Source organism: Acinetobacter sp. 1130196 (assembly GCF_000588095.1).
Lineage (GTDB): Bacteria > Pseudomonadota > Gammaproteobacteria > Pseudomonadales > Moraxellaceae > Acinetobacter > Acinetobacter nosocomialis.
Genome location: NZ_JFWX01000051.1, coordinates 1 through 23615, shown reverse-complemented (window position 1 = coordinate 23615; position 23615 = coordinate 1). Strand labels below are relative to the sequence as shown.

The following is a 23615-nucleotide window of genomic DNA, read 5'->3' as shown; positions in this document are numbered from 1 at the left end:
TTTGCTGAGGAGACCATAAACAACGGATCGCTTCAACAATAAATTTCCAGAGGATTGAATCGATTTTGAGTTTTCTGTGACCACGTCTACGTCTAGCGAAGGTGTTATCAGAAGCATATCGAGCTTGATAAACGTCATTGATGCTATTTCTTTTAAGCTCACGATAGATCGTACTAGGATGTCTTTTAATGAGTTCAGCAAATTTTCTGGCTGAAAAGCCTTCTTTTCTTGACTCAAGCATTAATGCAGTACGATCTTCAAAGTTAAGATGATGGTATGACAATTTTATATACTCCATAAACCCTTTAAATTAATTAGGTGGTTTATGTCGCACTTCAAGTTTTACTCTGCCCAGCTAATAAACTTGGATAATCTAGAGGTTTCACAAGATGAATTTGAGCATGATTTCTAAACTTATCATGTACGACATCATGTACAGCTGGATTTAAATGCACAGGCCAAATAAAATGCAAATCTGGATGCTGTTTTGCTAAATATTCAACCGCATTACAAATATTTTGAATTCCCTCACCAAAATTTTCACGGCGATGAGCTGTAATAAGTACAACTTTATCATCTAGTTTTAATTCGATTCCGTAGGGATCAAGCTGATTTTTCAAACCAGATTTTTCAGCGATTATTTTTCTTCCTAAATACACAGCATCTACTACAGTGTTACCTGTCACCGTAATTAAAGCTGGCTGAATTTGCTCATTTAACAAATTTTGTTTTGACTGCTCTGTAGGGGCAAAATGCCATTTGGTAATACGGGAGACTAACTGACGGTTACCTTCTTCAGGAAATGGGTGGTCTAAGTCATATGAACGTAAACCCGCTTCAACATGGGCAACAGGTATCTTCATTGAAAATGCAACTAACCCAGCAGCTAATACAGTGGTAGTATCGCCCTGAATAACAATCGCATCTCTTTTTTGACCATCGGTGTAGACATGTTCAAGTTGCGTCAAGCCATGAATTAAGAGCTGATTGAGGCTTTGCCCAGCATTCATAATCTTAAGTCGGTGATCAATTTCAACTCCAAAGAAATCGATAGCATCTCGTACTAATTCATCATGTTGCCCCGTGAAAATCACTTCTACCTGAAATCGTGAATCTTGTTTTGCTAATAAAATTACCGGAGCTAGCTTTATAAGCTCTGGACGAGTACCGAATACAATCGAAATAAAAATTTTTTTCATTATTAGAAGTCCTTATAAAAAACAAGTTCTACACGAGTGTTGTTGTAATGATCTTTTGTATTAACAGGTACGTCTTTAAAATAGTTGCCATATAAACGTTCAACACGAAGTTTTATTGGTTGATAATTAAAAGGTTGCCATGAAATACCCGGGCCATATTCAAATAAATTATTGTAATATTCATCTTTACTATCTGCTAAACCATGCAATTTTACATAAGCCTGTACAGTCCCACTCTCACCCTTATAAAGATTTAACCCTGTACGTAAGCGCAAATCCCCAATAACGTTATAATCTTCTCTCGAATAAGTCGCGACATTGCCATAAAGATCGGTAAAGTAATTATCTAAACAAAGTGTATGATTACAGTTCAATGGTGAATACCATTCTTGATAACCTGTCCCCCCCCCAACTACACTTTCACGAAATTTTTTTCGATTTCGATCAATCAAGTCATAACTTCCACCAACTTCGACATAAGCTCGAACCGGTATTGAAATCCATGGTTGATAATTTGCGCCTACCCCAAGAGTGACTGCGTTCTCATCAATAATTTCAGGTCGTACCCCACCTTGAGATTTAGTATCACGGTTTAAATTAAGAAAACCATAGACTTGAGCTCGTCCATTATCAATATTTTTCCCGTATCTTACTTTTAAAGGAAAAATAACATCGTCATAACGTGACTCATAAGAAGGTGCAAAATAAATATCGCCAAAATATGGCTTAATTTCTCCTCCACTTAAATTTTTAACTGCCTGAGTTGCCTTTGCTGCAATTACTGGATCTGAAGACGAAGTTAATTCTTTAAATAGAACTAATGCATCACGATCTTTTTTTTGCTGATTCAGCAAATATGCTTCTTGTAATTTTAAAGTATCATCTTGAGGAGCTAAAGCTCTTGCTTGTCTTAAACTCTGTAAAGCCTCATCTCTTTTTTCGAGCCGAATTTGTAAGTAAGTAAGGCTTTTCCAAACTTTAATATCTTTAGGGGTCAGCTTACTCAGCTCAACTAATATTTTTTCTGCTTCTTGGGGTTGAGCCTGTTCTATTTTATAAAATCTGTCCCATTTATCATAAATGAGATTGCCAGGTTTATATTCAGAGTTGACTTGGTCTTGTGCATAAACAGAGCTCATACTCACTACCGTTAAAGAAGAGATCACTGCTCCCATAAGTAATATTGAATGCGTTATAGAATTTATTGTTTTGCTATTTTTCATTTTCACCTCTACAGTAGGTTAGAGTTATTAGGGGCAGTTTTTTTGGAATGATCAATAAATATAATAATTAAAAATAATGATTTACACCGTTAAGTTAGGTTAAAAATGTTTTATATAAATAATTTAATCTCCGTTTTTTATTATTGATCTATTCTGTCTTATCCCTAAATCTCCTATAATAATGACATATTTTTTGATCAATAATTTGTAAATTTTCATAGCATTTATAAAACTTTTATAAGGAAAAACACATGGCTTTTCCACATCATACAGAACACCATGCAATTCACCGTTCAGGCTGGTTAAGAGCTTCAGTCTTAGGGGCTAATGATGGAATTATTTCTGTCACTAGCTTAATTATGGGCATGGCAGCAAGTGGAGCCAACTCACACACTCTATTAATTACATGTATTGCTGGCCTTATTTCTGGTGCTACCTCAATGGCTGCTGGAGAATATATTTCCGTAAAATCTCAAGAAGATATTGAAAAAGCAGATTTAGCGATTGAAGCAAAAGAACTCTCAAAGCACCCTCAAAAAGAGTTAGATGAGCTAACTCAAATTTATATTTCTAGAGGGCTATCTAAAGAATTGGCTCAAGAGGTTGCTTTACAGTTAACAACTCATGATGCATTGGGTGCACATGCTCGTGATGAAATCGGCATTCATGAAAATACCGCAGCTAATCCTGTACAAGCTGCCTTATCATCTGCCGCATCATTTTCTTTTGGTGCTTTTTTCCCCATGCTCGCTATATTACTAAGCCCTAATCATTTGATTATGCCTGTGGTTTTGGCTACTGGTATTCTTTCGTTAGCGATTTTAGGTGCACTTTCTAGTTATTTTGCAGGTACATCTAAAATTAAAGGGAGTTTGCGTATTACGTTATGGGGAATTTTAGCAATGGCTTTTTCAAGCTGGATTGGTTCTTTATTTAATGTCACCCCTTTATAAAAAAGTTTTTTAAATACTCCTCTAGAATATTTAAAAATTAAATAGCCAATATTATTTGCTCTTCATTCTATTTTCACGTTATGGTGAAGTGAAAGAAGTGAGGTGAATAAAATGAGCCTATTACAACAACTTGCAATTAAACATCCAATTTTTCTGGCTCCCATGGCAGGGGTTTCTACACCAGAACTAGCGGCCGAGGTTTCAAATCAAGGAGGCCTTGGATCATTAGGCTTGGGAGCAAATACCCCACAAAGTGCACGTGAACAAATTTTAAAAACTCAAGCACTCACCGAAAACTCATTTCAGGTTAATTTTTTCTGTCATCAGTCTACAGAACTTAATCTAGAAAAAGCAAAACAATGGATTGAATATCTACGTCCTCATTTTGAAAAATTCGGTGCTCAGCCACCTCAAGATTTGCACTGCATCTATCCAAGTTTTTTAGATAATGATGACTTTTTAAATGTTGTTTTAGAAACTAAGCCCAAAGCGGTAAGCTTTCATTTTGGTATTCCCCATCCGCATCAAATTAAAGCTTTAAAAGAGGCTGGTATTTTGACTATGGTTTCGGCTACCAATTTAATTGAAGCGCAAGCGATTGAAGCAGCAGGTATTGATATTATTATTGCTCAAGGTATTGAAGCAGGTGGCCATCGCGGAATTTTCAATCAAACTTTTGATGCTGCGATTAAAACCAGTGACTTAGTACAATTGATTGTGCAGCATTGCAAACTCCCGGTTGTCGCCGCAGGCGGGATCATGACTGGCTTACAAGCCAAACATATGTTGAGCTTGGGAGCAACCGCAGTCCAGTTAGGTACAGCGTTTGTTCAATGCCAGACCTCAAATGCTTCTGCTGAATATCGCAAAGCATTATTTAATGAACCCGTAACACAAATTAGCGCTAGCCTTTCTGGGCGCCCCGCTCGCGGTTTATTCAACCATTGGCACAACCAAATTGATTCACCTACTCGACCTGCCCAACCAGAGTATCCATACGCTTACGATTTGGCGAAGCAACTTAATGCTCTTGCGAGTAAACACCATGATTATGGTTTTGGTGCATTTTGGGCAGGAAGTAATGTTGCACAGATACGCGAATTAGGGGCATCAGATCTGGTCAATCAACTCGTTGTTGAAATGCTAGATAATGAATAGATGAAGATTTTAAGCAACCAGCCTGTGTACTGGTTGCTTTATTTTAGTGAGTAGCTAATAAATTAACCCGTTCAACCTGAACATCGCTCATCAAATTACCTTCTGCAAGCAATTGATTAAAATAACTCTCGACTACTAATGCCTGTTCAGCAGTGGTTTCAACTTTATACATATTTTGTCGGAACTCGTTACTTGAGCGTAAACCTTTGGTGTACCAAGCAATATGCTTACGAGCAATACGACATCCAGAATATTCACCATAAAATTGATATAACTCAGACAGATGCCCTAAAAGTACATCTTTGACTTCTTCAATATTTGGAGCAGCCAAATGTTCACCAGTTTTTAAATAATGGGCAATTTCACGGAAAATCCATGGACGACCTTGTGCAGCCCGCCCAATCATGATTGCATCGGCGCCAGTATAGTCCAGTACATATTTTGCTTTTTCAGGACTATCAATATCACCGTTGGCAATTACTGGAATATTGATTAATTCTTTAACATGTTTGATTAATTCATAACGCGCTGTATTTAAATACATGTCTTCACGTGTGCGGCCATGCAATGCTAACGCAGCAATCCCCGCCTCTTCTGCACGTTTCGCCACCCTTAAAATATTTTCTTGGCCATTTAAAAATCCTAAACGGGTTTTTAAAGTCACAGGAACGTCAACTGCTGTAACAACTGCATCCAGTATTCGAGCAACCAAGTCTTCATCTTGTAATAATGCTGAACCTGCTAATTTATTGCATACCTTTTTTGCAGGGCATCCCATATTGATATCAACAATTTGTGCCCCATTTGCAACTTGATAGCGAGCAGCCTCAGCCAACTGTTCTGGGTCAGAACCCGCGATTTGCGCAGAGATAGGAGCTAACTCTCCGTCAAAATTAGCACGATAAAGACTTTTTTTAGTCATCCGCAAAGTTTTATCAGCAGTCATCATTTCACTGACCGCATGACCCGCACCAAAATACTTGCACAACGTTCTAAATGGACGGTCAGTTACACCGGCCATAGGAGCAACAATTAAATTATTTGACAGTTGATAGGGACCAATATACATATATATTCATACAATTGATGATCAACATAGTATACTTCATCCGCTTGATCAGCTCATCTTTTTTGCAGGTGCTTTCCTCGCCATGAACAAACCGTTGTCTTCCCGTTTTTTATTAAAATCATTCGGTGTAGTCACCGTATGCATGAGTTTAGCTGCTTGTGGAGATAAAGCCTGGTGGTCAAAAAATGATGAGCCCGATTTAGAAAGTCAGCAAATTAAAAAGTTAATTCCAGCACGTGTGCATGATCGGGAGTCATGGGCTAAAGATATTGACGATATTATGCAGGACTTAAAAATTCCTAAAACCAAACAAAATGTTTGTAGTATTGTCGCGATTGTAGATCAGGAATCTAACTTTGTTGCTAACCCTGTAGTACCAGGCCTAGGCAAAAAAGCAGTTGACGAAGTCAGTACCCGTTTAAATGAAAAGTTTGAAGACAAACTTGGCCAGAAAGTGGGGGGTACTGTCGCAGGTTATTTTGAAGAAGTATTGAAAACCCAACCCTCTCCTGACAACAACTATATGAGTCAGATGCGTAAAGTCAAAACTGAAAAAGATCTCGACTTACTTTATCGTCAAATTTTTGATTTTATGACTCAACATTATCATGTCAGTGCGTTAACTGGTGCAGCTAAACTGGTTGGGCAAGATATTGGTGAAAAAATGAATCCAATCACCACATTGGGTTCAATGCAAGTTCATATTAATTATGCTAAAGCGCATAAACGTTCTAGCATGAATATTGCAGACCTTAGAAATGATCTTTATACGCAATATGGCGGTCTATATTATGGCATTCATCGCTTGATGGTATACCCAGCAGACTATGATAAGGCCATTTATCGTTTTGCCGATTATAACTCAGGTATGTATTCTAGCCGTAATGCTGCTTTTCAAAGCATGCTCGATGCCCTTACTGATAATGAGCTCACCTTAGATGGTGATTTACTACTTTACGATAAAGCTGGTAGTCCACTCGCAGTTCAGAGTCAGTCAGAAAAAGAGTTAATGAAACTATTTACTGCAAATAATGTCTTAATTACACCAAGACAACTTCGCGATGATCTTAAATTAGAAAAAGAGAAAAAGTTTGAGAATACACAAACTTATATTGCCTTAACTAAACTCTATAAGGCAAAAACAGGCAAAGAACCTATCTATGCTATTATGCCTCAAGTGGTAATTTCTGGGCCTAAATTAAGTCGTGACTATAATACTAACTGGTATGCAACCCGCGTAAACGGACGATATGAATCATGTATGCAACGAGCGAAACGAATAAGACAATAAAAAATCTCGCCCTGTTTGATTTTGATGGGACCTTGTGTAGTAAAGACAGTTTTACAGGGTTCATCTTTTATGCGTTATCTAAGCGCCACATAGTTAAGCAAGGCTTGAAAATCCTGCCATGGATTCAAGCCTATTATCTTAATTTTTATCCCGCCCATGCGATGCGTGCCAAGCTATTTCGAAGCATGTTTCGCAATACCCCAGCAATTGAGCTGCAAAGATTAGGCGAAGAATATGCACAAGAACTCGTCTCAACTCTTTCACCTGAAATTTTTGCACAATTACAACAACATCAGTTACTTGGTGATCAGGTAGTACTAGTTTCGGCTTCAATCGATATCTATCTTGCTCCACTTTGCAAATTACTCGATATCGAATTAATTTGTACTGAAACTCAAGTAAAAAATGGCATGATGACGGGTTATTACTCAACGCCAGATTGTAGTAGTGAACAAAAGAAGTTAAGAATACATGAACAATATTCTTTGCAGGATTATTATCAAGTTTATGCTTATGGAAATAGCTCAGAAGATCTAGATATGCTGAGCCTTGCTACCCATCCTTTTATGGTCGGTGAAGATCGAATCTTGCCATCGTTAACACCACAAAAAAAGCTCGCATAAAGCGAGCTTTTTTTGTAGATCACTAGTTAATAAATCGCCATGTGATCGCGATGGATCATTTCAAGCGAACGAGCTTCTCCAAGTACTTGATAAACCTTGTCTGAAGAGAGGCCCTTAATAATTTCAGCTGAACGAGAACTAAAGTTTACTCGTCCAACCGCAATACGTTTGCCTTGCTTATCAACGCATTCAACCACATCACCACGATCAAAATGTCCTTCAACAGTTTTTACCCCAACAGGTAATAAACTGCGATGTTTAGATTTAATCGCATCAACCGCGCCATCATCTATGACCAGACGACCTGCTGTTTGTAAATGTGCAGCAAGCCACTGTTGATGTGCTGTCATACGGTCTTTATCAGTCGTGAACAATGTACCAAGCATTTCCCCAGCCATGACTCGTGACAATACATTATCACTTTCACCACTAGCGATCAGTGTTGGACAGCCCGACTTAGCCGCTAAACGGGCAGCACGGACTTTAGTGACCATGCCTCCTCGCCCAAGTACACCACCGCCACCAGCCATTTCAAATAAAACATCATCCATGGCACGAACAGTTGATAACAGCTTTGCATCAGGGTTGTGACGTGGATCTGAGTCAAACATGCCTTGCTGATCTGTTAAAATGATCAGTAAATCAGCATGTACTTGACCAGCAACCATTGCCGCTAAGGTATCGTTATCACCAAAACGAATCTCGTCAGTAGAGACTGTATCGTTTTCATTAATAACCGGAATAACACGCCAGTCAATCAAGTTCTGCAACGCATCGCATGAGTTCAAATAACGACGGCGATCTGCCAAATCGTCATGTGTTAATAACACTTGAGCTGTTCGAATACTATGATTTTCAAGCACGCTAGACCATGTATGAATTAGGCCCATCTGCCCAATTGCGGCACATGCTTGTAAACTGGGTAGATCGGTGGGTCGACTCGCAAGCTTCATACGAACCATACCTTCTGCTACAGCTCCTGAAGACACTAAAATAATTTCGTGCCCAGCATTGTGTAAATCTGCAATCTGTTTCGCCCAATGCGAAATAGCATCCAGATCTAGCCCCTGCCCATTTGCTGTGAGTAAAGATGATCCGATTTTAACAACGATTCGTTTACACTCACTGAGCTTACGTTGCCCATCGACCACTTCTATCATGTTTTCCTCGGTTTTTTAGTCACGAACGTAGATGCTTTCTACATCATTGTCGTCTTCATCATCGTCAAAATCATCATCATCGTCCATCATGCTTTCAAGACGTTGTGCTCGACGCATTGCACGATATGCTTCTTTTGCCGCAATGGTTTGTTCACGTGTTTCAACTTCTAGTTGTTCACGGAAAGCTCTTACTTCTGCTGCGTACTCAGGATCTTCAACTTCGCGTTCACGTTGCTGTTCAATCTGATCCATCAGGTAGTACACAACTTCCTTTGTACCTTCACTTAATAAGCCCGATGTTTTAAAGACAGGTCCAGTCCACTCTAATTCATCTAGAATGTGCTGACACCACTCTTCACGGCTTTCCTCAGCAATTTGATCCAGTTTATTGAGCACTAAAACAACTGGTAGTTTCGCCAAAGTAGGTGAGAACTTAACCAACTCATTCATAATTGCTTTTGCATTATGAGCTGGATCTGAACCATCAATTGGTTGTACATCAATAATATGTAAAAGAATACGAGTACGCGCCAAATGTTTAAGGAAACGAATTCCTAGACCTGCACCTTCTGCCGCACCTTCAATAAGGCCCGGAATATCAGCCATTACAAATGAACGATGACGGTCAGCATCTACAACACCCAAGTTTGGAACCATGGTTGTAAATGGATAGTCTGCCACTTTTGGCTTTGCAGCACTTACAGCACGAATGAAAGTAGATTTACCAGCATTTGGCATACCTAATAAGCCAACATCTGCCAATACTTTCAACTCAAGACGAATTTCACGAAATTCACCTTTAGTACCCGTAGTACATTTACGTGGAGCACGGTTAGTTGATGATTTAAAGTGCGTATTTCCCAAACCACCTTCACCACCACCTGCAACCAGAATTCTTTGGCCGTCTTCAACCAAGTCGCCAATAATATCGCCAGAATCTGTATCAACAATTGTTGTACCAACAGGTACTTTTAAAACCACATCTTCACCACCGCGTCCGGTACAGTTAGCACCTGCACCGTTTTTACCACGTTCAGCGCGGAATTTACGGGTGTAACGGTAATCGACTAAGGTACTTGTATCATCATCGGCTTGAATATAGATACTTCCACCACGTCCGCCATCACCACCATCTGGGCCACCAAATGGTACAAATTTTTCACGGCGAAAACTGGCTACGCCATTGCCACCGTCGCCAGCCTCTACGGTAATGACTGCTTCATCAACAAAGCGCATTTGCCAATCCTCTAAAAACTCTAAAACCGCCTATTCTGCCATATTTTCATAAAATTCTCGAATAGAAAATCGAGAGAATTCTACTTTCCTAGGTCTTATTTTATTACTTTTTATATTGATAAAAACTTATAGCAGAACATAACCTCTCTTTATGTATTTATTCCTTAAGGATGTACATTACGCAGAGGTAAATCCATCTTCATATCTAAATTAGCTTTAGTGTGTTGCACAGAGTTATACATAATGGCATTAAAGCTTGAGATATTGCCCATTTCCATTGCATCATTAATTTTTAAGCTTGGATTAAATTGGTGTTTAATCGGTAAATTTACCGATTCATCGAACTCGAAATAAACTGGACCATTAAAAGCAATCTTAACAGGAATGGTATAGCTACGTTTTAACTGAAATGGAATATCCAGATTAATGGGTATATTTAGTTTTAGTGGAAACCTAGGTAACAACTTATTTTGGTATATTAAATCGGTTGTTGTTTCCAAAGGCATCACCTGATCAACTTTCAGCGTTGTTGCATAATCAACGCTTACTGTAATTGGAGTCTCAACTTCAAACGCTAAATCAGCCAAATATCTCCCCTTTAAAGGCACCGAAATCTGACGATTAATATCAATTGATGTATCTAGTTTACCTATGGACTGGACCTGTAAATTATTACCAACATGTATTTTAGTTTCTAATGATTCTGGTAATCGAATATCTGATTCGTGCGCAGAAACCACCACCGAAGCTTGTATATTTAAATAGAGCCAAAATAAAATTGCCGTGAGTACCATAATCAGAAAGAAACTGATGAGCATACTTTTTATTGAACCCAGCATAAGTCACCTTCCTACTTATTCTGGTTCTGTGCAGGTAAAGATGTAGCGTTATCATCTTTAACACGATTAAGGCTCATGCTTGATAGAGGTATTTTTAACTCGCCATGCTCAATTTTAACTGGCAAAGTATTTTTGACATCTACTGAAGCATTTAAAGCAGTTTTTACAGGTACATTTAAACTACCCTGAATTGGAATATTTGTTTTTAATTGGGCATTTAGTGGAATATGAAGATCTTCTTTTAAAACCGTTTTAACTGGAGCATCAAACTTCAAATGAACTTTTTGATCGAGCGGTACTTGAATATCAATAGGTACATCAAGCTTTAAGGGAATATTCCCTTTTAATGGTAAAGTAATATCCTTACCCAATACTCTGACTTGAACTTTGGTGTCTATCGGTAGGCTTTGATCAACTTTTAATGTTTCTTTTACAGGAATAACTGTGCTGATTGGCACCATATTATCGAAATAGACACGAGGAGTTAACGTCTGTGTTAAAGGTATCGTTAACTTTTCATTAATAGGAATATTCGCATTTACTCGGCCTTTTACATCGACATTTAAAGCATCTTTTACTTTGACCTGTACCTGTAATGGTTCTTGTAAATCAATCGCTACAGCTTGGTTTTTCAGCGGAATATAAATATTAAAATGCTTGAAAACCCAAATGGCGATGAGCACACCACATATATTCGCGATGATGATGAAAAAGAAGACTATCAATAATCTTTTAAACTGCTGCAATTCCAATCCCTTACTATTTCTTTTTGTTCCTTAAATCCTATTCTCATTGATTTCCAAAAAATAATCAGCATATATTTTGTACGGTTGTAAAAAACCCAGTCTAAACTGGGTCTTTTTGTCACATACTTTTATCTAACGTTAAATCAAATTAAGCATTAGTTTCTGCAGGGATTTTTGTATAGCTTACGCCACACATTTGTTCAGCAATACGTAATACTTGGCAGCTATAACCTACTTCGTTATCGTACCAAACATATGCAGTTAAACGGTTACCTGAAGTAATTGTTGCTTGAGCATCATATACACCAGCAGTACGAGAACCGATAAAGTCACTCGATACAACTTCTGTAGAATTGGTATAACCGATTTGACCTTGAAGTTTAGAGTTAATCGAAATTTGACGAATGTATTCGTTCACTTCTTCGCGATCAACTTCTTTATCAAGTGTTAAGTTTAAGATTGCAAGAGATACGTTTGGTGTAGGAACACGTACAGAGTTACCAGTTAACTTACCTTTTAATGCAGGTAATGCTTTAGCAACAGCTTTAGCAGCACCAGTTTCAGTAATAACCATGTTCAATGTAGCAGCACGACCACGACGATCAGCTTTGTGATAGTTATCAATTAAGTTCTGGTCATTTGTAAATGAGTGAACTGTCTCAACGTGACCATTAAGAACTTTATATTTGTCATCCAATACTTTAAGAATTGGAGTGATCGCATTTGTTGTACAACTTGCAGCAGAGATGATTTTGTCTTCATCTAAGATGTCAGAGTTGTTTACACCAAATACAACGTTTTTCATTTCGCCTTTACTTGGTGCAGTTAATACAACACGTGCAACACCTGGGCATTTCAAATGTTGGCTTAAGCCTTCAGCATCACGCCATTTACCAGTGTTGTCGATTAAAAGCGCGTTTTCAATACCGTATTGAGTATAGTCTACTTCACTTGGGCTAGATGCATAGATCACTTTGATGAAGTTACCGTTAGCAATGATTGCTTCGTTTTCTTCATCAACAGAAATTGTACCAGCGAAAGTACCGTGAATAGAGTCACGACGAAGTAAAGAAGCACGTTTTGCCAAGTCACCGTCAGAAGACTTACGAACAACAATCGCTTTAAGGCTTAAACCACGACCTAAACCTGATTGGCTAATGATTAAACGAGCTAAGATACGACCAATACGACCAAAACCGTAAAGAACTACATCTTTAGGTTGTTCAGAAGTTGCGCTACCTTTAATTGACTCAACCGCTTGAGCAACAAAAGCGTCAACATCACCGCCTTTTTCTTTATATTCAACTGCAAGTTTACCGATATCAACTTCTGCAGAACCAATGTTTTCAACTTTTGCTAAAGCTTCTAAAATTGGGAAAGTATTTACTACAGAAAGCTCAACATCTACAACACGTGTACGACGGTGAGTTTTCAAAATTTGAATAACAGAACGGTTAATTAAAGAGCGACCGTAAACAGATACGACAATATTTTTTTCACGGTATAATTGACCGATTAATGCAATCATACGTTCCGCGATTTCTTCACGGTTTTTCCAACGGCCTTGGTGTTCAGCGTGCAGGGCGATGATAGTGTCTTTGCTCACAGATACGTCCTCTAATTAATTATATCTAGGCGTGATTTTTAAAACCCCGTAATTGTAATGGAATTATTAGCAAGAATGAATCAAAAGCTGACGTTAGTGACTAGATTTTCCCAAAATTCATCATAAATTCATAAAATACCTATAATTATTTTTTATTATCTTATTGTTTAAAGCAGCTAAATTTTTGCTTTTTCTTACTTTTTAGATTCTGTTGCTCTAATCATGAGCATCATTTTTTAATCTTTTTTGATATTTTTCGAGATTTAATTGCAAATTTTTGGCTTTTTTCTGCTGCTGATAAAGATGGAATGCACCTTCTAGCACAAGTACAAATACAGCACACCAAATTGGAATATAAGTAAACCATTCTTCTTGACCAATGCTTTCCCCTAGCACTAAAGATGCTAAAGCAAGTAATACTGGTTCAAGATATCCAAGTAAGCCAAATACAACTAAAGGTAAAAAACGACTTGCTAATATGTAACACCCCAAGCCTATAGCACTAAGTACTCCTAATCCTGCAATTACTAAGGCAAGAGTTGGTTGATCGAAAAATTTACTATATGGCAATAATCCTGTATGTGTTAGATAAATCGCCACAGGCATGATGATCAAAAGGTCCCACCAAACCCACCTAAATTATCTGTTTTAATTTTCTTGCGTAACAAGAAATAAGCTGAGTAACCAATGGCCACCAAAGCAGTTTCCCAAGCAATACTTCCTAAACGAAAAATCTCATGGCCGACACCAACTATTGCCAGAATAATAGCGACCCACTGAAATTTTGATATTTTTTCCCCATATAGCACACTACCAGCCAAAACCAGCACAAGCGGTAGAAGGAAATATCCCAAAGATACTTGTAAACCACGTCCATGCATGGGTCCCCATAAAAAAAGCCATAGCTGTACCGATGTTAAAATCGAGGTTGTTATGAGTAACAAAAGTAAAGAAGGTTTTGCCAAAATACGTTGATAGATATTTTTAATATGACTTAAGTCACCACTCCACCACATAAATAGAGTTAAAAATGGCAAAGTAGCAATAATACGCCACCCAAATGTTTGTTCGCTATCAAGTTGACCAAGTAGTTGAGTATAGAAATAAAGAACACCGAAAGTTAATGATGCCATGACAGAGAAAATCACGCCTTTTAACATCACTAACCTCTTTACACTTTAAGAAAAATAAAGCGATACAATACTTGATTTATCAACTATAAAAAAGAAAAAACCATGCGAAAACATGGTTTTTTATTAAGCAGAATTTATTTATTCTTTGTGCTCAGTATGAATAACATCACGAATATCAAATCCTAATGTTTTGGCATAATTTAGATATTCATCAATCAATTCTTTTTTGGGATGTGGTGTTCTAGATAATACCCAAAGATACTTACGTGAAGGCTCCCCTACTAAAACAGTTTGATAGTCTTCATCCAGCTTTAAAATCCAGTAATCTCCACGAATAACCGGAATCCATCTCACAGCTTCAGGTAAAAAACTTACTTTTAATTTTGTGTTATAGGGTGGATTGACTACAAAAGCTTCGCCAATAGATTGCTGTAATTGCTTCTGATTATCGTAGCAGCGATTATCTACAACCATATTTCCATTTTCATTTAAAGTGTAAGTTGCAGATACGTTGTAAGCACATTTTTTTTGGAAAAAAGCCGGTTTACGTGCGACTTCATACCACACACCTAAATAACGGTCTAATTCAACTTTATCGACAGTTGGTAAAGGCTTCTGCTGGGCATAGGCATATGTTCCAACGGCTAAACCAGTTAGAACAATCCCGCCCAATGCAATTTTTGCCAAGCGCCAACTGGCTTGCGGAACATTATTTCGAAATGCCATTGTTGCCCTCAACTATTAGTTGTGAATACAAAAATAACTTAAACATCTACAGTAGCTTGTTTTTTAAACAAATCATGTAGTGTTATGTATCCATTTATTGCAACATTTGCGCTTTTAAACGAACGATTTCATCACGAATACGAGCCGCTTGCTCAAATTGTAGATCTTTAGACGCCTTTAACATTTGTTTTTCAAGCTTAGTAATATGCTTACTGAACAATTTAGGATCAGAAAGAATATGACGGTCATCAGCACTTAGTGCTTGTGCCTGCTCCAATATTTTCTCATCAATTTGATCATCTGAAAGCACCTCACCCGTATCAATTTCTTTCACAGCCTGACGGACTGCACTACGTGGTGTAATACCATGCAGCTCGTTAAACTCGATTTGTTTAGCTCTACGGCGTTCTGTCTCATCAATTGCTTTTTGCATAGAGTCGGTAATTCTATCTGCATATAAAATTGCTTTACCTTTCACATTTCGCGCAGCACGCCCAATGGTCTGAATAAGTGAACGTTCTGAACGTAAGAAGCCCTCTTTATCTGCATCTAAAATAGCAACTAAAGAAACCTCCGGCATATCTAAGCCTTCACGAAGTAAGTTAATACCGACCAAAACATCAAATACGCCTGTACGTAACTCATGAATAATTTTGACACGTTCAACCGTATCAATATCCGAGTGCAAATAAGCGACCTTAACACCATATTCTTTTAAATAAGATGTTAAATCTTCCGCCATACGTTTTGTTAAAGTCGTCACCAATACACGTTCATTTAAGTTCTTACGAATATTAATTTCAGAAAGAACATCATCGACTTGAGTAAGTACTGGGCGAACTTCAATTTCAGGATCAATCAAACCTGTAGGACGAACGACCTGCTCAACCACTTGTTCTGACTTCTCCAACTCGTATTTGGCTGGCGTTGCACTCACAAAAATAGTGGTCGGAACAATACGTTCCCACTCTTCAAATTTCATTGGACGGTTATCAAGCGCACTTGGTAAACGGAAACCATAATTCACCAAGTTTTCTTTACGTGAACGGTCACCTTTATACATTGCGCCAATTTGAGGAACCGTTACATGTGACTCATCAATAATAAGTAAAGCATCATCTGGTACATAATCAAATAAGGTCGGTGGTGCTTCACCTGCTGGACGGCCTGATAAATGACGAGAGTAGTTTTCAATACCATTGGTATAACCTAACTGCTGCATCATTTCCAAATCATAACGAGTACGCTGTTCGATACGCTGAGCCTCAAGCAACTTGTCATGTTCACGGAAGAACTTAAGCTGGTCTTGAAGTTCATCCTTAATGGTATCAATAGCACGCGTTAAGTTGTCTTTTGGCGTTACATAATGGCTTTTCGGATAAATCGTAACACGTGGTACTTTGCGCACCATCTTACCGGTGAGTGGATCAAACCAACGAATTGAATCTACTTCATCATCAAAAAGTTCAATACGAATTGCGTGTTGGTCAGATTCTGCCGGGAAAATATCAATAATTTCGCCACGAATTCGATAAGTACCACGTAAAAATTCAAGCTCATTACGGGTATATTGCATTTCAACCAAACGGCGAATAATTTCGTCTCGACTCACACGGTCACCCTGAACCACATGCAATAACATTTGCATATAGGCATTTGGGTCACCCAAACCATAAATAGCAGAAACAGAAGCTACAATAATTGCATCACGACGCTCTAGCAAGGCACGTGTTGCAGATAAACGCATCTGGTCAATATGGTCATTAATTGCTGCATCTTTTTCAATAAACGTATCTGAAGACGGAACATAAGCCTCGGGTTGATAGTAGTCGTAATAACTTACGAAGTATTCAACTGCATTATTTGGGAAGAAGGCTTTAAATTCACCATAAAGCTGGGCTGCTAATGTCTTATTGTGCGCCATCACAATAGTTGGTCGCTGTGTTTGGGCAATCACGTTTGCCATGGTATAGGTCTTACCGGAACCAGTCACACCCAAAAGTAACTGATTACGAAAACCTTTTTCGACGCCATTTACCAGCTTTTCAATTGCCTGTGGCTGATCACCCGCTGGCTGGTAATGAGTGACCAAATCGAAAGGTTGATTTTCGTTCACAGTTCTCTCTCTTTATAAAAAATTTGAATTTATCGTCTAGCAATTTAATGGGGATTTTTTCTCTAATTTAAAGTCTGTAGCCAGATTAATATACAGCGAAAATATTAAGCATCTTGACACTTGACCAATGCTTTAAACGGTTGCAACATGAACTTATCCATTAGATAAAAAGCATAACCATGACCTATCAATATCATGATGAAAGTATTGTAACTGAACTCCCTGAAGATACAGTGTTTGTCTTCGGTAGTAATATGGCTGGGCAACATGGTAGTGGAGCCGCACGTGTTGCCAGTCAGCATTTTGGGGCTGTAGAAGGTGTGGGACGTGGTTGGGCTGGACAAAGCTTTGCAATTCCAACCTTAAATGAACACATCCAACAAATGCCTCTCTCCCAAATCGAGCATTATGTTGAAGACTTTAAAATTTATGCAAAAAATCATCCTAAAATGAAATACTTTGTCACTGCTTTAGGATGTGGGATCGCGGGTTATAAAGTTTCTGAAATTGCCCCGCTTTTTAAAGGTATATATCACAACGTGATTTTTCCTGAATCCTTTAAACCTTATGTTGAAGATAATGCTGTTTCACAGTTTCCGACACTCACTCAAAAAATGGTTCAAAGTTTTATTAACGATGAGGTTATTTTTTACTTTAATCATGGCAGTGAATCTTTTGAAGATGCTTTAGATAAAACTGATTTATCAGATGCTGAAAAAGCAATAGCGCTGATTGTTTTAAATGAAGAGTTGTACCCTCGTGACCGCTATGGCAGAGGCCGAGAGCACGAATTGAGTGATATTTTAGGGAAGCTCAATGGCAAGATTTTCAATATTCATGGTAACTCAGAAGGCGCAATGATTTTTGTCAGTGTCATTGTGGCACTGATGGAACTTTATGATTTTGATGAACAAGACTTCATTAAATTATGGCGCGGCGAGAAAAATATCGATCACCCGATTAACCGTTAATTTATTTTGATATTTTATGAGTAAAGCAGATAAATTCTGCTTTCTCATTATTTTAATTATTCTAAAGATTTAAATTGATTATTTTCCCCAAATCCTAACTTTTCTCATTATACTTTAAGACAAACTGAATACTTAAAGAAACAAATGGAAACTTTAGATTCTTCAATTTTTGACCTAACCCCAATTCCAATGTGGATTGAGGACTTCAGTGAAGTTAAACAGCTATTTGATCTATGGAGAAATCAAGGGGTCGAAAACCTTTATGAATTTCTAAGTCAAAATGAAAATTTGATTGTCGAATGCGCCCATAAAATTAAAATTATTAAGGTCAACCAAAAAGTATTAGAACTCTTTGAAGCAAAAAACCAAGAAGAATTATGCGCCAATTTAAATCTTATTTTTAAAAAAGAGATGTTTGAAGCTCATGTTCATGAACTCGAAGCGTTATGGAATGGCAAAACTCATTTCTCAAGTACCACGATAAATTACACGCTCTCTGGTAAACGTATTGATGTACAACTACGGGGAGCAATTTTACCGGGTTCTGAAACTACATTTGACCGTATTTTAATTACCACCGAAGACATTACGCCTTATCAAAATGCACTTCGTCAGGAAGAGAAAAATCGACGCCTAGCAGAATCAATGTTTATCTACTCCCCCACTTCTCTTTGGGTTGAAGATTTTAGCCGTATTAAAAATAGAATTGATCAGCTTAGGCTATTAGGTATTGAAGACTTTAGGACTTTTTTAGATGTACATCCTGAATTTGTGCGTCAATGTATCGAAGATATTTTAATTTTAGATGTTAACCAGTCGACTCTTGATTTATTTAAAGCACCTGACAAAACCGCTCTTTTAAAAAATACGCATAAAATTTTTGCTGAAGAGATGGTGGAAACTTTTAGAGAACAACTAATTGAACTCTGGCAAGGAAATATTCACCATAAGCGTGAAGCCGTTAACTATGCATTAGATGGCCAAATCAGAAATGTTTTACTGCAATTTACCGTATTCCCCAGTTATGAAGATACTTGGGGTTTGGTACAGGTTGCTCTTACAGATATTACCGCACGAAAGAAAGCTGAAAATTATTTAGAATATTTAGGTCAGCATGATGTACTGACTAAACTTTATAACCGTGCTTTCTTTACAGAAGAGCTTAATCGTTTAAACCGCAGTATTATTCGTCCTGTTTCTTCAATTTTTTTAGACATGAATGGTTTAAAAGAAACGAATGATCAACTTGGCCACGATATTGGTGACGGTTTATTACGTCGTGTGGGGAATATTTTAAACCAAGCTATTACGAATACTGCTTATACTGCCTCCCGAATTGGTGGAGACGAGTTCGTAATTTTGATGCCTGGTGCAGATGAGGCAAATGTATTGATTATGCTTCAAACTATTCAGGAGCTTTTTAATATCGATAATCAATATTACTCAAGCCATCCTATTAGTATTGCAATTGGACACGCAACGACAAAAGAAAATGAACAAGTGGAAGAGATGTTAAAACGCGCAGATCATCACATGTATCAAAAGAAAAAAATTTATTATCAAGAAGTACTACAACAATAAAAAAACAGGCATATTGCCTGTTTTTTTAATTAACGCTTACCCATAGAACGACGAGTACCACGAGGTGGCATCCAAGTTCTATCTGCATATTGCTCTGGCTTCGGACGCACTTGGTTGTGTACAGCATCGCCAGCTTGGTTGCTTTCATTAGGCATTGGGAATGGCAATTTCACCAAAGCCTTTTTCTGTTTTGGCTGTTGCTCAGTCATAATTCAGTCTCGATATTTCGATTGCGATTTATTATAAAGGATTTTTCTAATTTCTTTCGAAAAAAGCTTCAATTGAATAAAACCGCAACAAGAACGTTTCTAAATTAAACTTTTTTACATCTAAAAATACCCACATCCGCAAATTACTTAATTTTTGCGATAAGATAGTATGCTTTTTATTTTTTAATCCCATAAGAGGAATATTGCCGTGGACGTACGTCTTTCTGATCGTGTCAATGCCATCAAACCGTCCCCTACACTTGCTGTAACTAATAAAGCAGCTGAGCTTAAAGCTGCTGGCAAGAATGTGATTGGTTTAGGTGCTGGCGAGCCAGATTTTGATACCCCTCAACACATCAAAGATGCTGCAATTGAAGCGATTAATAATGGTTTCACAAAATATACGGCTGTAGATGGTACTCCTGGGTTAAAAAAAGCAATTATTGCTAAATTGAAGCGTGATAATAATCTTGATTATCAAGCAAACCAGATTTTGGTTTCATGTGGTGGTAAGCAAAGCTTCTTTAACTTGGCACTTGCATTATTAAACAAAGGTGATGAAGTGATCATCCCTGCGCCATTCTGGGTAAGCTATCCAGATATGGTGATTATTGCTGAAGGTACGCCAGTTATTGTGAAATGTGGTGAAGACCAACGTTTCAAAATTACACCTGAACAACTTGAAGCAGCAATTACTCCTAACACTCGCTTAGTAGTATTAAACAGTCCATCTAACCCAACAGGTATGATTTATAGCAAAGCTGAATTAGAAGCTTTAGCTGAGGTTTTACGTCGTCATCCACAAGTATTTGTTGCTTCTGATGACATGTATGAACCAATCCGTTGGGAAGATGAGTTCTACAACATTGCAACTGTTGCTCCAGATTTATATGACCGCACAATTGTTTTAAATGGTGTATCTAAAGCATATGCGATGACTGGTTGGCGTATTGGCTATGCAGCCGGCCCAGCAAAAATCATTGGTGCAATGAAAAAAATCCAGTCTCAATCAACTTCTAACCCAACTTCAATTTCACAAGTTGCTGCTGAAGCTGCATTAAATGGTCCACAAGATGTTTTAGAACCAATGATTGAAGCGTTTAAACGTCGTCATGACTTAGTGGTTAATGGCTTAAACGACATCAAAGGGATCTCTTGTTTACCTGCTGATGGTGCATTCTATGCATATGCAAACATTCGCCCTCTTATTCGTGCAAAAGGCTTAAAGTCTTGCACAGAATTCTCTGAATGGTTACTAGAAGAAACTGGCGTAGCAGTTGTTCCTGGTGATGCATTTGGTTTAGGCGGGTTCATGCGTATTTCATATGCAACAGCTGATGAAGTACTTGTTGATGCATTAGCACGTATCAAAAAAGCTGCTGAATCAATCGAAGGTGTTGATGCTGCAATTGCATCTATCGAAGCTGAAAAAGCTGCTAAATAATTTGTAAAATAAAAAAGGAAGTTTCTATCTGAAACTTCCTTTTTATCATATTGATTTATACGACCTTTAAAATAGTTATTATAAAATAAGAAGCTAATATTTTTAGCTAGCTTGCTGATTTCAACCTTTCTCTTTTTATAGTAAAATAATAAATTAAGATAAAATGTATCATTCATTAAATAAATCTTCCGTTATTAAAAGCACTTTGAGTAAAAGAAATGACCGCTTGGCAAAGATTAGGAATAGAACCAACAGATAACCAGAGAGAAATAAAAAAGGCTTATGCCAAACAACTAAAATTAATCGATCAAGATACCCAGCCAGAAGAATTTATTCGTCTCAGAGAGGCGTTAGAAATCGCACAATTCGAAGCAGAACATTTAACATATGAAAATGAGGATTCGGATAATTCATTTTCTATATTTGAAGAAAATGCTTCATTTAATCAGCAAAATTCAAATCCAGATGACTTAAATGATCAAACACTTGAAAATAAACTTAAGAGATTAAAACATCATATTTTTATTCAAGATATTAACTTCAATATACGTGATGAATTAATTCATTTTAATAATGAAATTGAAGCATATGAAGATAAAAGTATTAGTAGCCATTTCAGAAATCAAATTTTAGATCTATTAAAAGAAAATGATCTTGATGATTTTTATTATATCTTTACAGAAAAAGATGCCGAAAATGTTGATACAAACTATCAGAAGATAATTGAAAAAGAAAAAATCGAATATTCCGTTTCCAATAACGAATGTATTCAACCAGATGCACTTAGTATTCCAGCAATTCTTGAGGAAGTTAGCAATGCACTATGGAATAAAGATATTAGTGATATAACATTCAATAAATTCAATTATTTACTTAGTCAACAATATGATATTCCTCTCAGTCAACAAATAGAAATTAAAGATCAACTCCAAGCCCCTTTAGCAGAAATTGAAATTTATGATTTACAGCCTGAATATTTTCGGTTTCTAGAATTGTGGCATGAAACTTATCCTGATGATATTCATCAATATAATCCATCTTATTACTCAAGCTTACTACAGGAAAAATTAAATAGCTTTTTATCTCAATACAAACTCCTAAAAAAATTACCTAATGAGCATTTTGCACTATTAAATGAACTGTCTGGTGAAAAAAAATTTCATCCATTGAAAATGCTCAAGTTAAGAAAAAGTTTAAATAAAATTTCAAAAAACTATAGCACAGTTGAAATTATTGATAAATTTCAGCTTTCTAACACCCAAACTAACTCTAATTACTTATTTCTAAAAAGTTTAAGCAGTTTTTGGAAATTTACTATGGCTTTGTTGCACAAAGCTATTCTTGAAGGCTTCTTCAGTAATATAATTTCCAGATGAAGAAGCCTACACCTAAAATCTATCGTACAACCAATTGGTCCTCGTATAACCAAGCTTTAATCAAGCGAGGAAATATTTCAATCTGGTTTGATCCTAAGACGCAATGGTATGCACAACCACAAGGCAAGCAAGGACGAAATCAAACTTATTCCGATACAGCGATTCAATGCTGTTTAATGATCAAATCTCTATTCCGTCTTTCTTTACGTATGGTTACTGGCTTTGTTCAAAGCCTGATTAAACTCTGTGGCTTGAATTGGACAGCACCAGATTACTCCACCCTTTGTAGACGACAAAAGCATATTGATATTGCGATAAGCTATCAGAAAAGTCATGATGGGTTACACCTACTTGTCGACTCTACGGGTTTAAAGTTTTTAGGTGAAGGCGAATGGAAGCGTAAAAAACATCAGCCTGAATACCGTCGGCAATGGCGTAAACTGCATATTGGTATAGATGCTGAAACACTGCAAATACGTGCCGTTCAGCTTACTACAAATAATGTCAGTGATTCACAAGTACTAGGTGATTTACTGGATCAAATTCCACTAGATGAGCGAATAGATTCTGTCTATACCGATGGCGCGTACGACACGAAGTGCTGCAGAAAAGTGATTTCAGATCGTCAAGCACATGCAGTAATTCCACCCAGAAAGAATGCCAAGCCCTGGAAAGATTCTAAAATAAGTTCAATAGAACGAAATGAGTTACTTCAAACGGTTAAACATTTAGGCAGAACCCTATGGAAAAAATGGTCGGGTTATCACCGTCGTAGTTTGGTGGAAACCAAGATGCATTGCATCAAATTATTAGGTGATAGGCTGACGGCAAGACATTTTCAAAGTCAGGTCAATGAAATTCATGCGCGTGTGGCAGTTCTGAATAGATTTACGGAATTAGGTAGACCTCGCACCCAAGTTGTGTCTTAAATTTGAATGGATTGGGGAGAACTCAGC

Annotated in this window: 20 protein-coding genes and 2 pseudogenes; 9 read left to right on the top strand and 13 right to left on the bottom strand. The window is 37.4% G+C overall.

What is annotated here, in order from left to right:
- The 3 genes and pseudogenes from J671_RS21960 to J671_RS21950 form a co-directional block, all read right to left on the bottom strand.
- Positions 1-241 (bottom strand): helix-turn-helix domain-containing protein (locus tag J671_RS21960; RefSeq protein ID WP_240490957.1); only part of this gene is annotated, 241 nt, incomplete at its 3' end.
- Between the two features lie 112 nt (positions 242-353).
- Positions 354-1199 (bottom strand): annotated as a pseudogene (gene wecB, locus J671_RS21955) (non-hydrolyzing UDP-N-acetylglucosamine 2-epimerase); the annotation flags it as partial.
- A 2-nt stretch (positions 1200-1201) separates the two neighbouring features.
- Entirely contained in the window at positions 1202-2422 is a 1221-nt protein-coding gene (locus tag J671_RS21950; protein ID WP_139841880.1) for a tetratricopeptide repeat protein, read from the bottom strand.
- 251 nt (positions 2423-2673) lie between these two features.
- Here J671_RS21950 and J671_RS21945 point away from each other — a divergent pair, with 251 nt between their 5' ends.
- Both J671_RS21945 and J671_RS21940 read left to right on the top strand, forming a co-directional pair.
- On the top strand, positions 2674-3375 hold the full coding sequence (locus J671_RS21945; RefSeq protein ID WP_002052483.1) for a VIT1/CCC1 transporter family protein: 702 nt from the start codon (positions 2674-2676) through the stop codon (positions 3373-3375).
- Positions 3376-3486: 111 nt separating this feature from the next.
- Positions 3487-4533: an NAD(P)H-dependent flavin oxidoreductase gene (locus J671_RS21940; RefSeq protein ID WP_017398140.1), complete on the top strand. Its 1047-nt coding sequence runs from the start codon at positions 3487-3489 to the stop codon at positions 4531-4533.
- A gap of 43 nt (positions 4534-4576) precedes the next feature.
- On the opposite strand, the gene dusB is transcribed toward J671_RS21940, so the two are convergent.
- Positions 4577-5602, bottom strand: a complete 1026-nt coding sequence (gene dusB / locus J671_RS21935) for a tRNA dihydrouridine synthase DusB (RefSeq protein WP_031983466.1) — start codon at positions 5600-5602, stop codon at positions 4577-4579.
- Between the two features lie 82 nt (positions 5603-5684).
- Between dusB and J671_RS21930 the strand changes: the two genes are divergently transcribed.
- Positions 5685-6893: a DUF1615 domain-containing protein gene (locus J671_RS21930; RefSeq protein ID WP_002052526.1), complete on the top strand. Its 1209-nt coding sequence runs from the start codon at positions 5685-5687 to the stop codon at positions 6891-6893.
- A complete protein-coding gene (locus tag J671_RS0105020) occupies positions 6860-7516 on the top strand; it encodes an HAD-IB family hydrolase (protein ID WP_004885875.1) in 657 nt (218 codons plus the stop codon). The genes J671_RS21930 and J671_RS0105020 overlap by 34 nt, the downstream gene beginning before the upstream one ends.
- Before the next feature lie 26 nt (positions 7517-7542).
- Here J671_RS0105020 and proB read toward each other — a convergent pair whose 3' ends face one another.
- From proB to uvrB, 8 genes and pseudogenes are all read right to left on the bottom strand, one after another.
- Positions 7543-8676 (bottom strand): glutamate 5-kinase, encoded by a 1134-nt coding sequence (proB, locus tag J671_RS21925; protein ID WP_002052602.1) that lies wholly within the window; start codon positions 8674-8676, stop codon positions 7543-7545.
- A gap of 15 nt (positions 8677-8691) precedes the next feature.
- Complete coding sequence (gene cgtA / locus J671_RS21920; RefSeq protein WP_002052725.1) at positions 8692-9912, bottom strand: Obg family GTPase CgtA; 1221 nt, start codon at positions 9910-9912, stop codon at positions 8692-8694.
- 164 nt (positions 9913-10076) lie between these two features.
- Positions 10077-10751, bottom strand: a complete 675-nt coding sequence (locus tag J671_RS21915; RefSeq protein WP_002052875.1) for a hypothetical protein — start codon at positions 10749-10751, stop codon at positions 10077-10079.
- A gap of 11 nt (positions 10752-10762) precedes the next feature.
- Complete coding sequence (locus tag J671_RS21910) at positions 10763-11497, bottom strand: hypothetical protein (protein ID WP_004885863.1); 735 nt, start codon at positions 11495-11497, stop codon at positions 10763-10765.
- Positions 11498-11645: 148 nt separating this feature from the next.
- Positions 11646-13103, bottom strand: a complete 1458-nt coding sequence (locus J671_RS21905; protein ID WP_002052743.1) for a glyceraldehyde-3-phosphate dehydrogenase — start codon at positions 13101-13103, stop codon at positions 11646-11648.
- Positions 13104-13319: 216 nt separating this feature from the next.
- Positions 13320-14266, bottom strand: a pseudogene (gene rarD, locus J671_RS0105015) (EamA family transporter RarD).
- A 108-nt stretch (positions 14267-14374) separates the two neighbouring features.
- Entirely contained in the window at positions 14375-14962 is a 588-nt protein-coding gene (locus J671_RS21900) for a lipocalin family protein (protein WP_031983465.1), read from the bottom strand.
- Positions 14963-15056: 94 nt separating this feature from the next.
- Positions 15057-17078 carry an excinuclease ABC subunit UvrB gene (gene uvrB / locus J671_RS21895; protein ID WP_031983463.1) on the bottom strand — a complete coding sequence of 674 codons (2022 nt, stop codon included), beginning with the start codon at positions 17076-17078 and terminating at the stop codon, positions 15057-15059.
- 179 nt (positions 17079-17257) lie between these two features.
- Here uvrB and J671_RS21890 point away from each other — a divergent pair, with 179 nt between their 5' ends.
- Positions 17258-18049 (top strand): hypothetical protein, encoded by a 792-nt coding sequence (locus tag J671_RS21890; RefSeq protein ID WP_002052788.1) that lies wholly within the window; start codon positions 17258-17260, stop codon positions 18047-18049.
- Positions 18050-18193: 144 nt separating this feature from the next.
- Complete coding sequence (locus J671_RS21885) at positions 18194-19630, top strand: diguanylate cyclase domain-containing protein (RefSeq protein ID WP_031983461.1); 1437 nt, start codon at positions 18194-18196, stop codon at positions 19628-19630.
- A gap of 29 nt (positions 19631-19659) precedes the next feature.
- On the opposite strand, the gene J671_RS21880 is transcribed toward J671_RS21885, so the two are convergent.
- On the bottom strand, positions 19660-19839 hold the full coding sequence (locus J671_RS21880) for a hypothetical protein (RefSeq protein WP_000139632.1): 180 nt from the start codon (positions 19837-19839) through the stop codon (positions 19660-19662).
- 208 nt (positions 19840-20047) lie between these two features.
- Here J671_RS21880 and J671_RS21875 point away from each other — a divergent pair, with 208 nt between their 5' ends.
- The 3 genes from J671_RS21875 to J671_RS21865 all read left to right on the top strand — a co-directional run bounded on the left by J671_RS21875 (position 20048) and on the right by J671_RS21865 (position 23588).
- The gene (locus J671_RS21875) at positions 20048-21283 is read left to right on the top strand and encodes a pyridoxal phosphate-dependent aminotransferase (protein ID WP_019457670.1); all 1236 of its coding nucleotides are present in this window, start codon (positions 20048-20050) and stop codon (positions 21281-21283) included.
- Positions 21284-21501: 218 nt separating this feature from the next.
- On the top strand, positions 21502-22659 hold the full coding sequence (locus J671_RS21870) for a hypothetical protein (RefSeq protein WP_031983459.1): 1158 nt from the start codon (positions 21502-21504) through the stop codon (positions 22657-22659).
- Positions 22656-23588 (top strand): IS5-like element ISAha3 family transposase, encoded by a 933-nt coding sequence (locus tag J671_RS21865; RefSeq protein WP_004812228.1) that lies wholly within the window; start codon positions 22656-22658, stop codon positions 23586-23588. Before J671_RS21870 ends, J671_RS21865 begins: the two co-directional genes overlap by 4 nt.
- Positions 23589-23615: the final 27 nt, after the last annotated feature.

What these genes read in the sequence shown, in the direction of transcription:
- J671_RS21945 (WP_002052483.1), top strand. Translation starts at nt 2,674, where the DNA reads ATGGCTTTTCCACATCATACAGAACACCATGCAATTCACCGTTCAGGC.
- J671_RS21880 (WP_000139632.1), bottom strand. Translation starts at nt 19,839, where the DNA reads ATGACTGAGCAACAGCCAAAACAGAAAAAGGCTTTGGTGAAATTGCCA.
- J671_RS21940 (WP_017398140.1), top strand. Translation starts at nt 3,487, where the DNA reads ATGAGCCTATTACAACAACTTGCAATTAAACATCCAATTTTTCTGGCT.
- J671_RS21870 (WP_031983459.1), top strand. Translation starts at nt 21,502, where the DNA reads ATGACCGCTTGGCAAAGATTAGGAATAGAACCAACAGATAACCAGAGA.
- proB (WP_002052602.1), bottom strand. Translation starts at nt 8,676, where the DNA reads ATGATAGAAGTGGTCGATGGGCAACGTAAGCTCAGTGAGTGTAAACGA.
- J671_RS21900 (WP_031983465.1), bottom strand. Translation starts at nt 14,962, where the DNA reads ATGGCATTTCGAAATAATGTTCCGCAAGCCAGTTGGCGCTTGGCAAAA.
- J671_RS21865 (WP_004812228.1), top strand. Translation starts at nt 22,656, where the DNA reads ATGAAGAAGCCTACACCTAAAATCTATCGTACAACCAATTGGTCCTCG.
- J671_RS21885 (WP_031983461.1), top strand. Translation starts at nt 18,194, where the DNA reads ATGGAAACTTTAGATTCTTCAATTTTTGACCTAACCCCAATTCCAATG.
- J671_RS21950 (WP_139841880.1), bottom strand. Translation starts at nt 2,422, where the DNA reads ATGAAAAATAGCAAAACAATAAATTCTATAACGCATTCAATATTACTT.
- J671_RS21915 (WP_002052875.1), bottom strand. Translation starts at nt 10,751, where the DNA reads ATGCTGGGTTCAATAAAAAGTATGCTCATCAGTTTCTTTCTGATTATG.
- J671_RS21890 (WP_002052788.1), top strand. Translation starts at nt 17,258, where the DNA reads ATGACCTATCAATATCATGATGAAAGTATTGTAACTGAACTCCCTGAA.
- cgtA (WP_002052725.1), bottom strand. Translation starts at nt 9,912, where the DNA reads ATGCGCTTTGTTGATGAAGCAGTCATTACCGTAGAGGCTGGCGACGGT.
- J671_RS0105020 (WP_004885875.1), top strand. Translation starts at nt 6,860, where the DNA reads ATGTATGCAACGAGCGAAACGAATAAGACAATAAAAAATCTCGCCCTG.
- dusB (WP_031983466.1), bottom strand. Translation starts at nt 5,602, where the DNA reads ATGTATATTGGTCCCTATCAACTGTCAAATAATTTAATTGTTGCTCCT.
- J671_RS21930 (WP_002052526.1), top strand. Translation starts at nt 5,685, where the DNA reads ATGAACAAACCGTTGTCTTCCCGTTTTTTATTAAAATCATTCGGTGTA.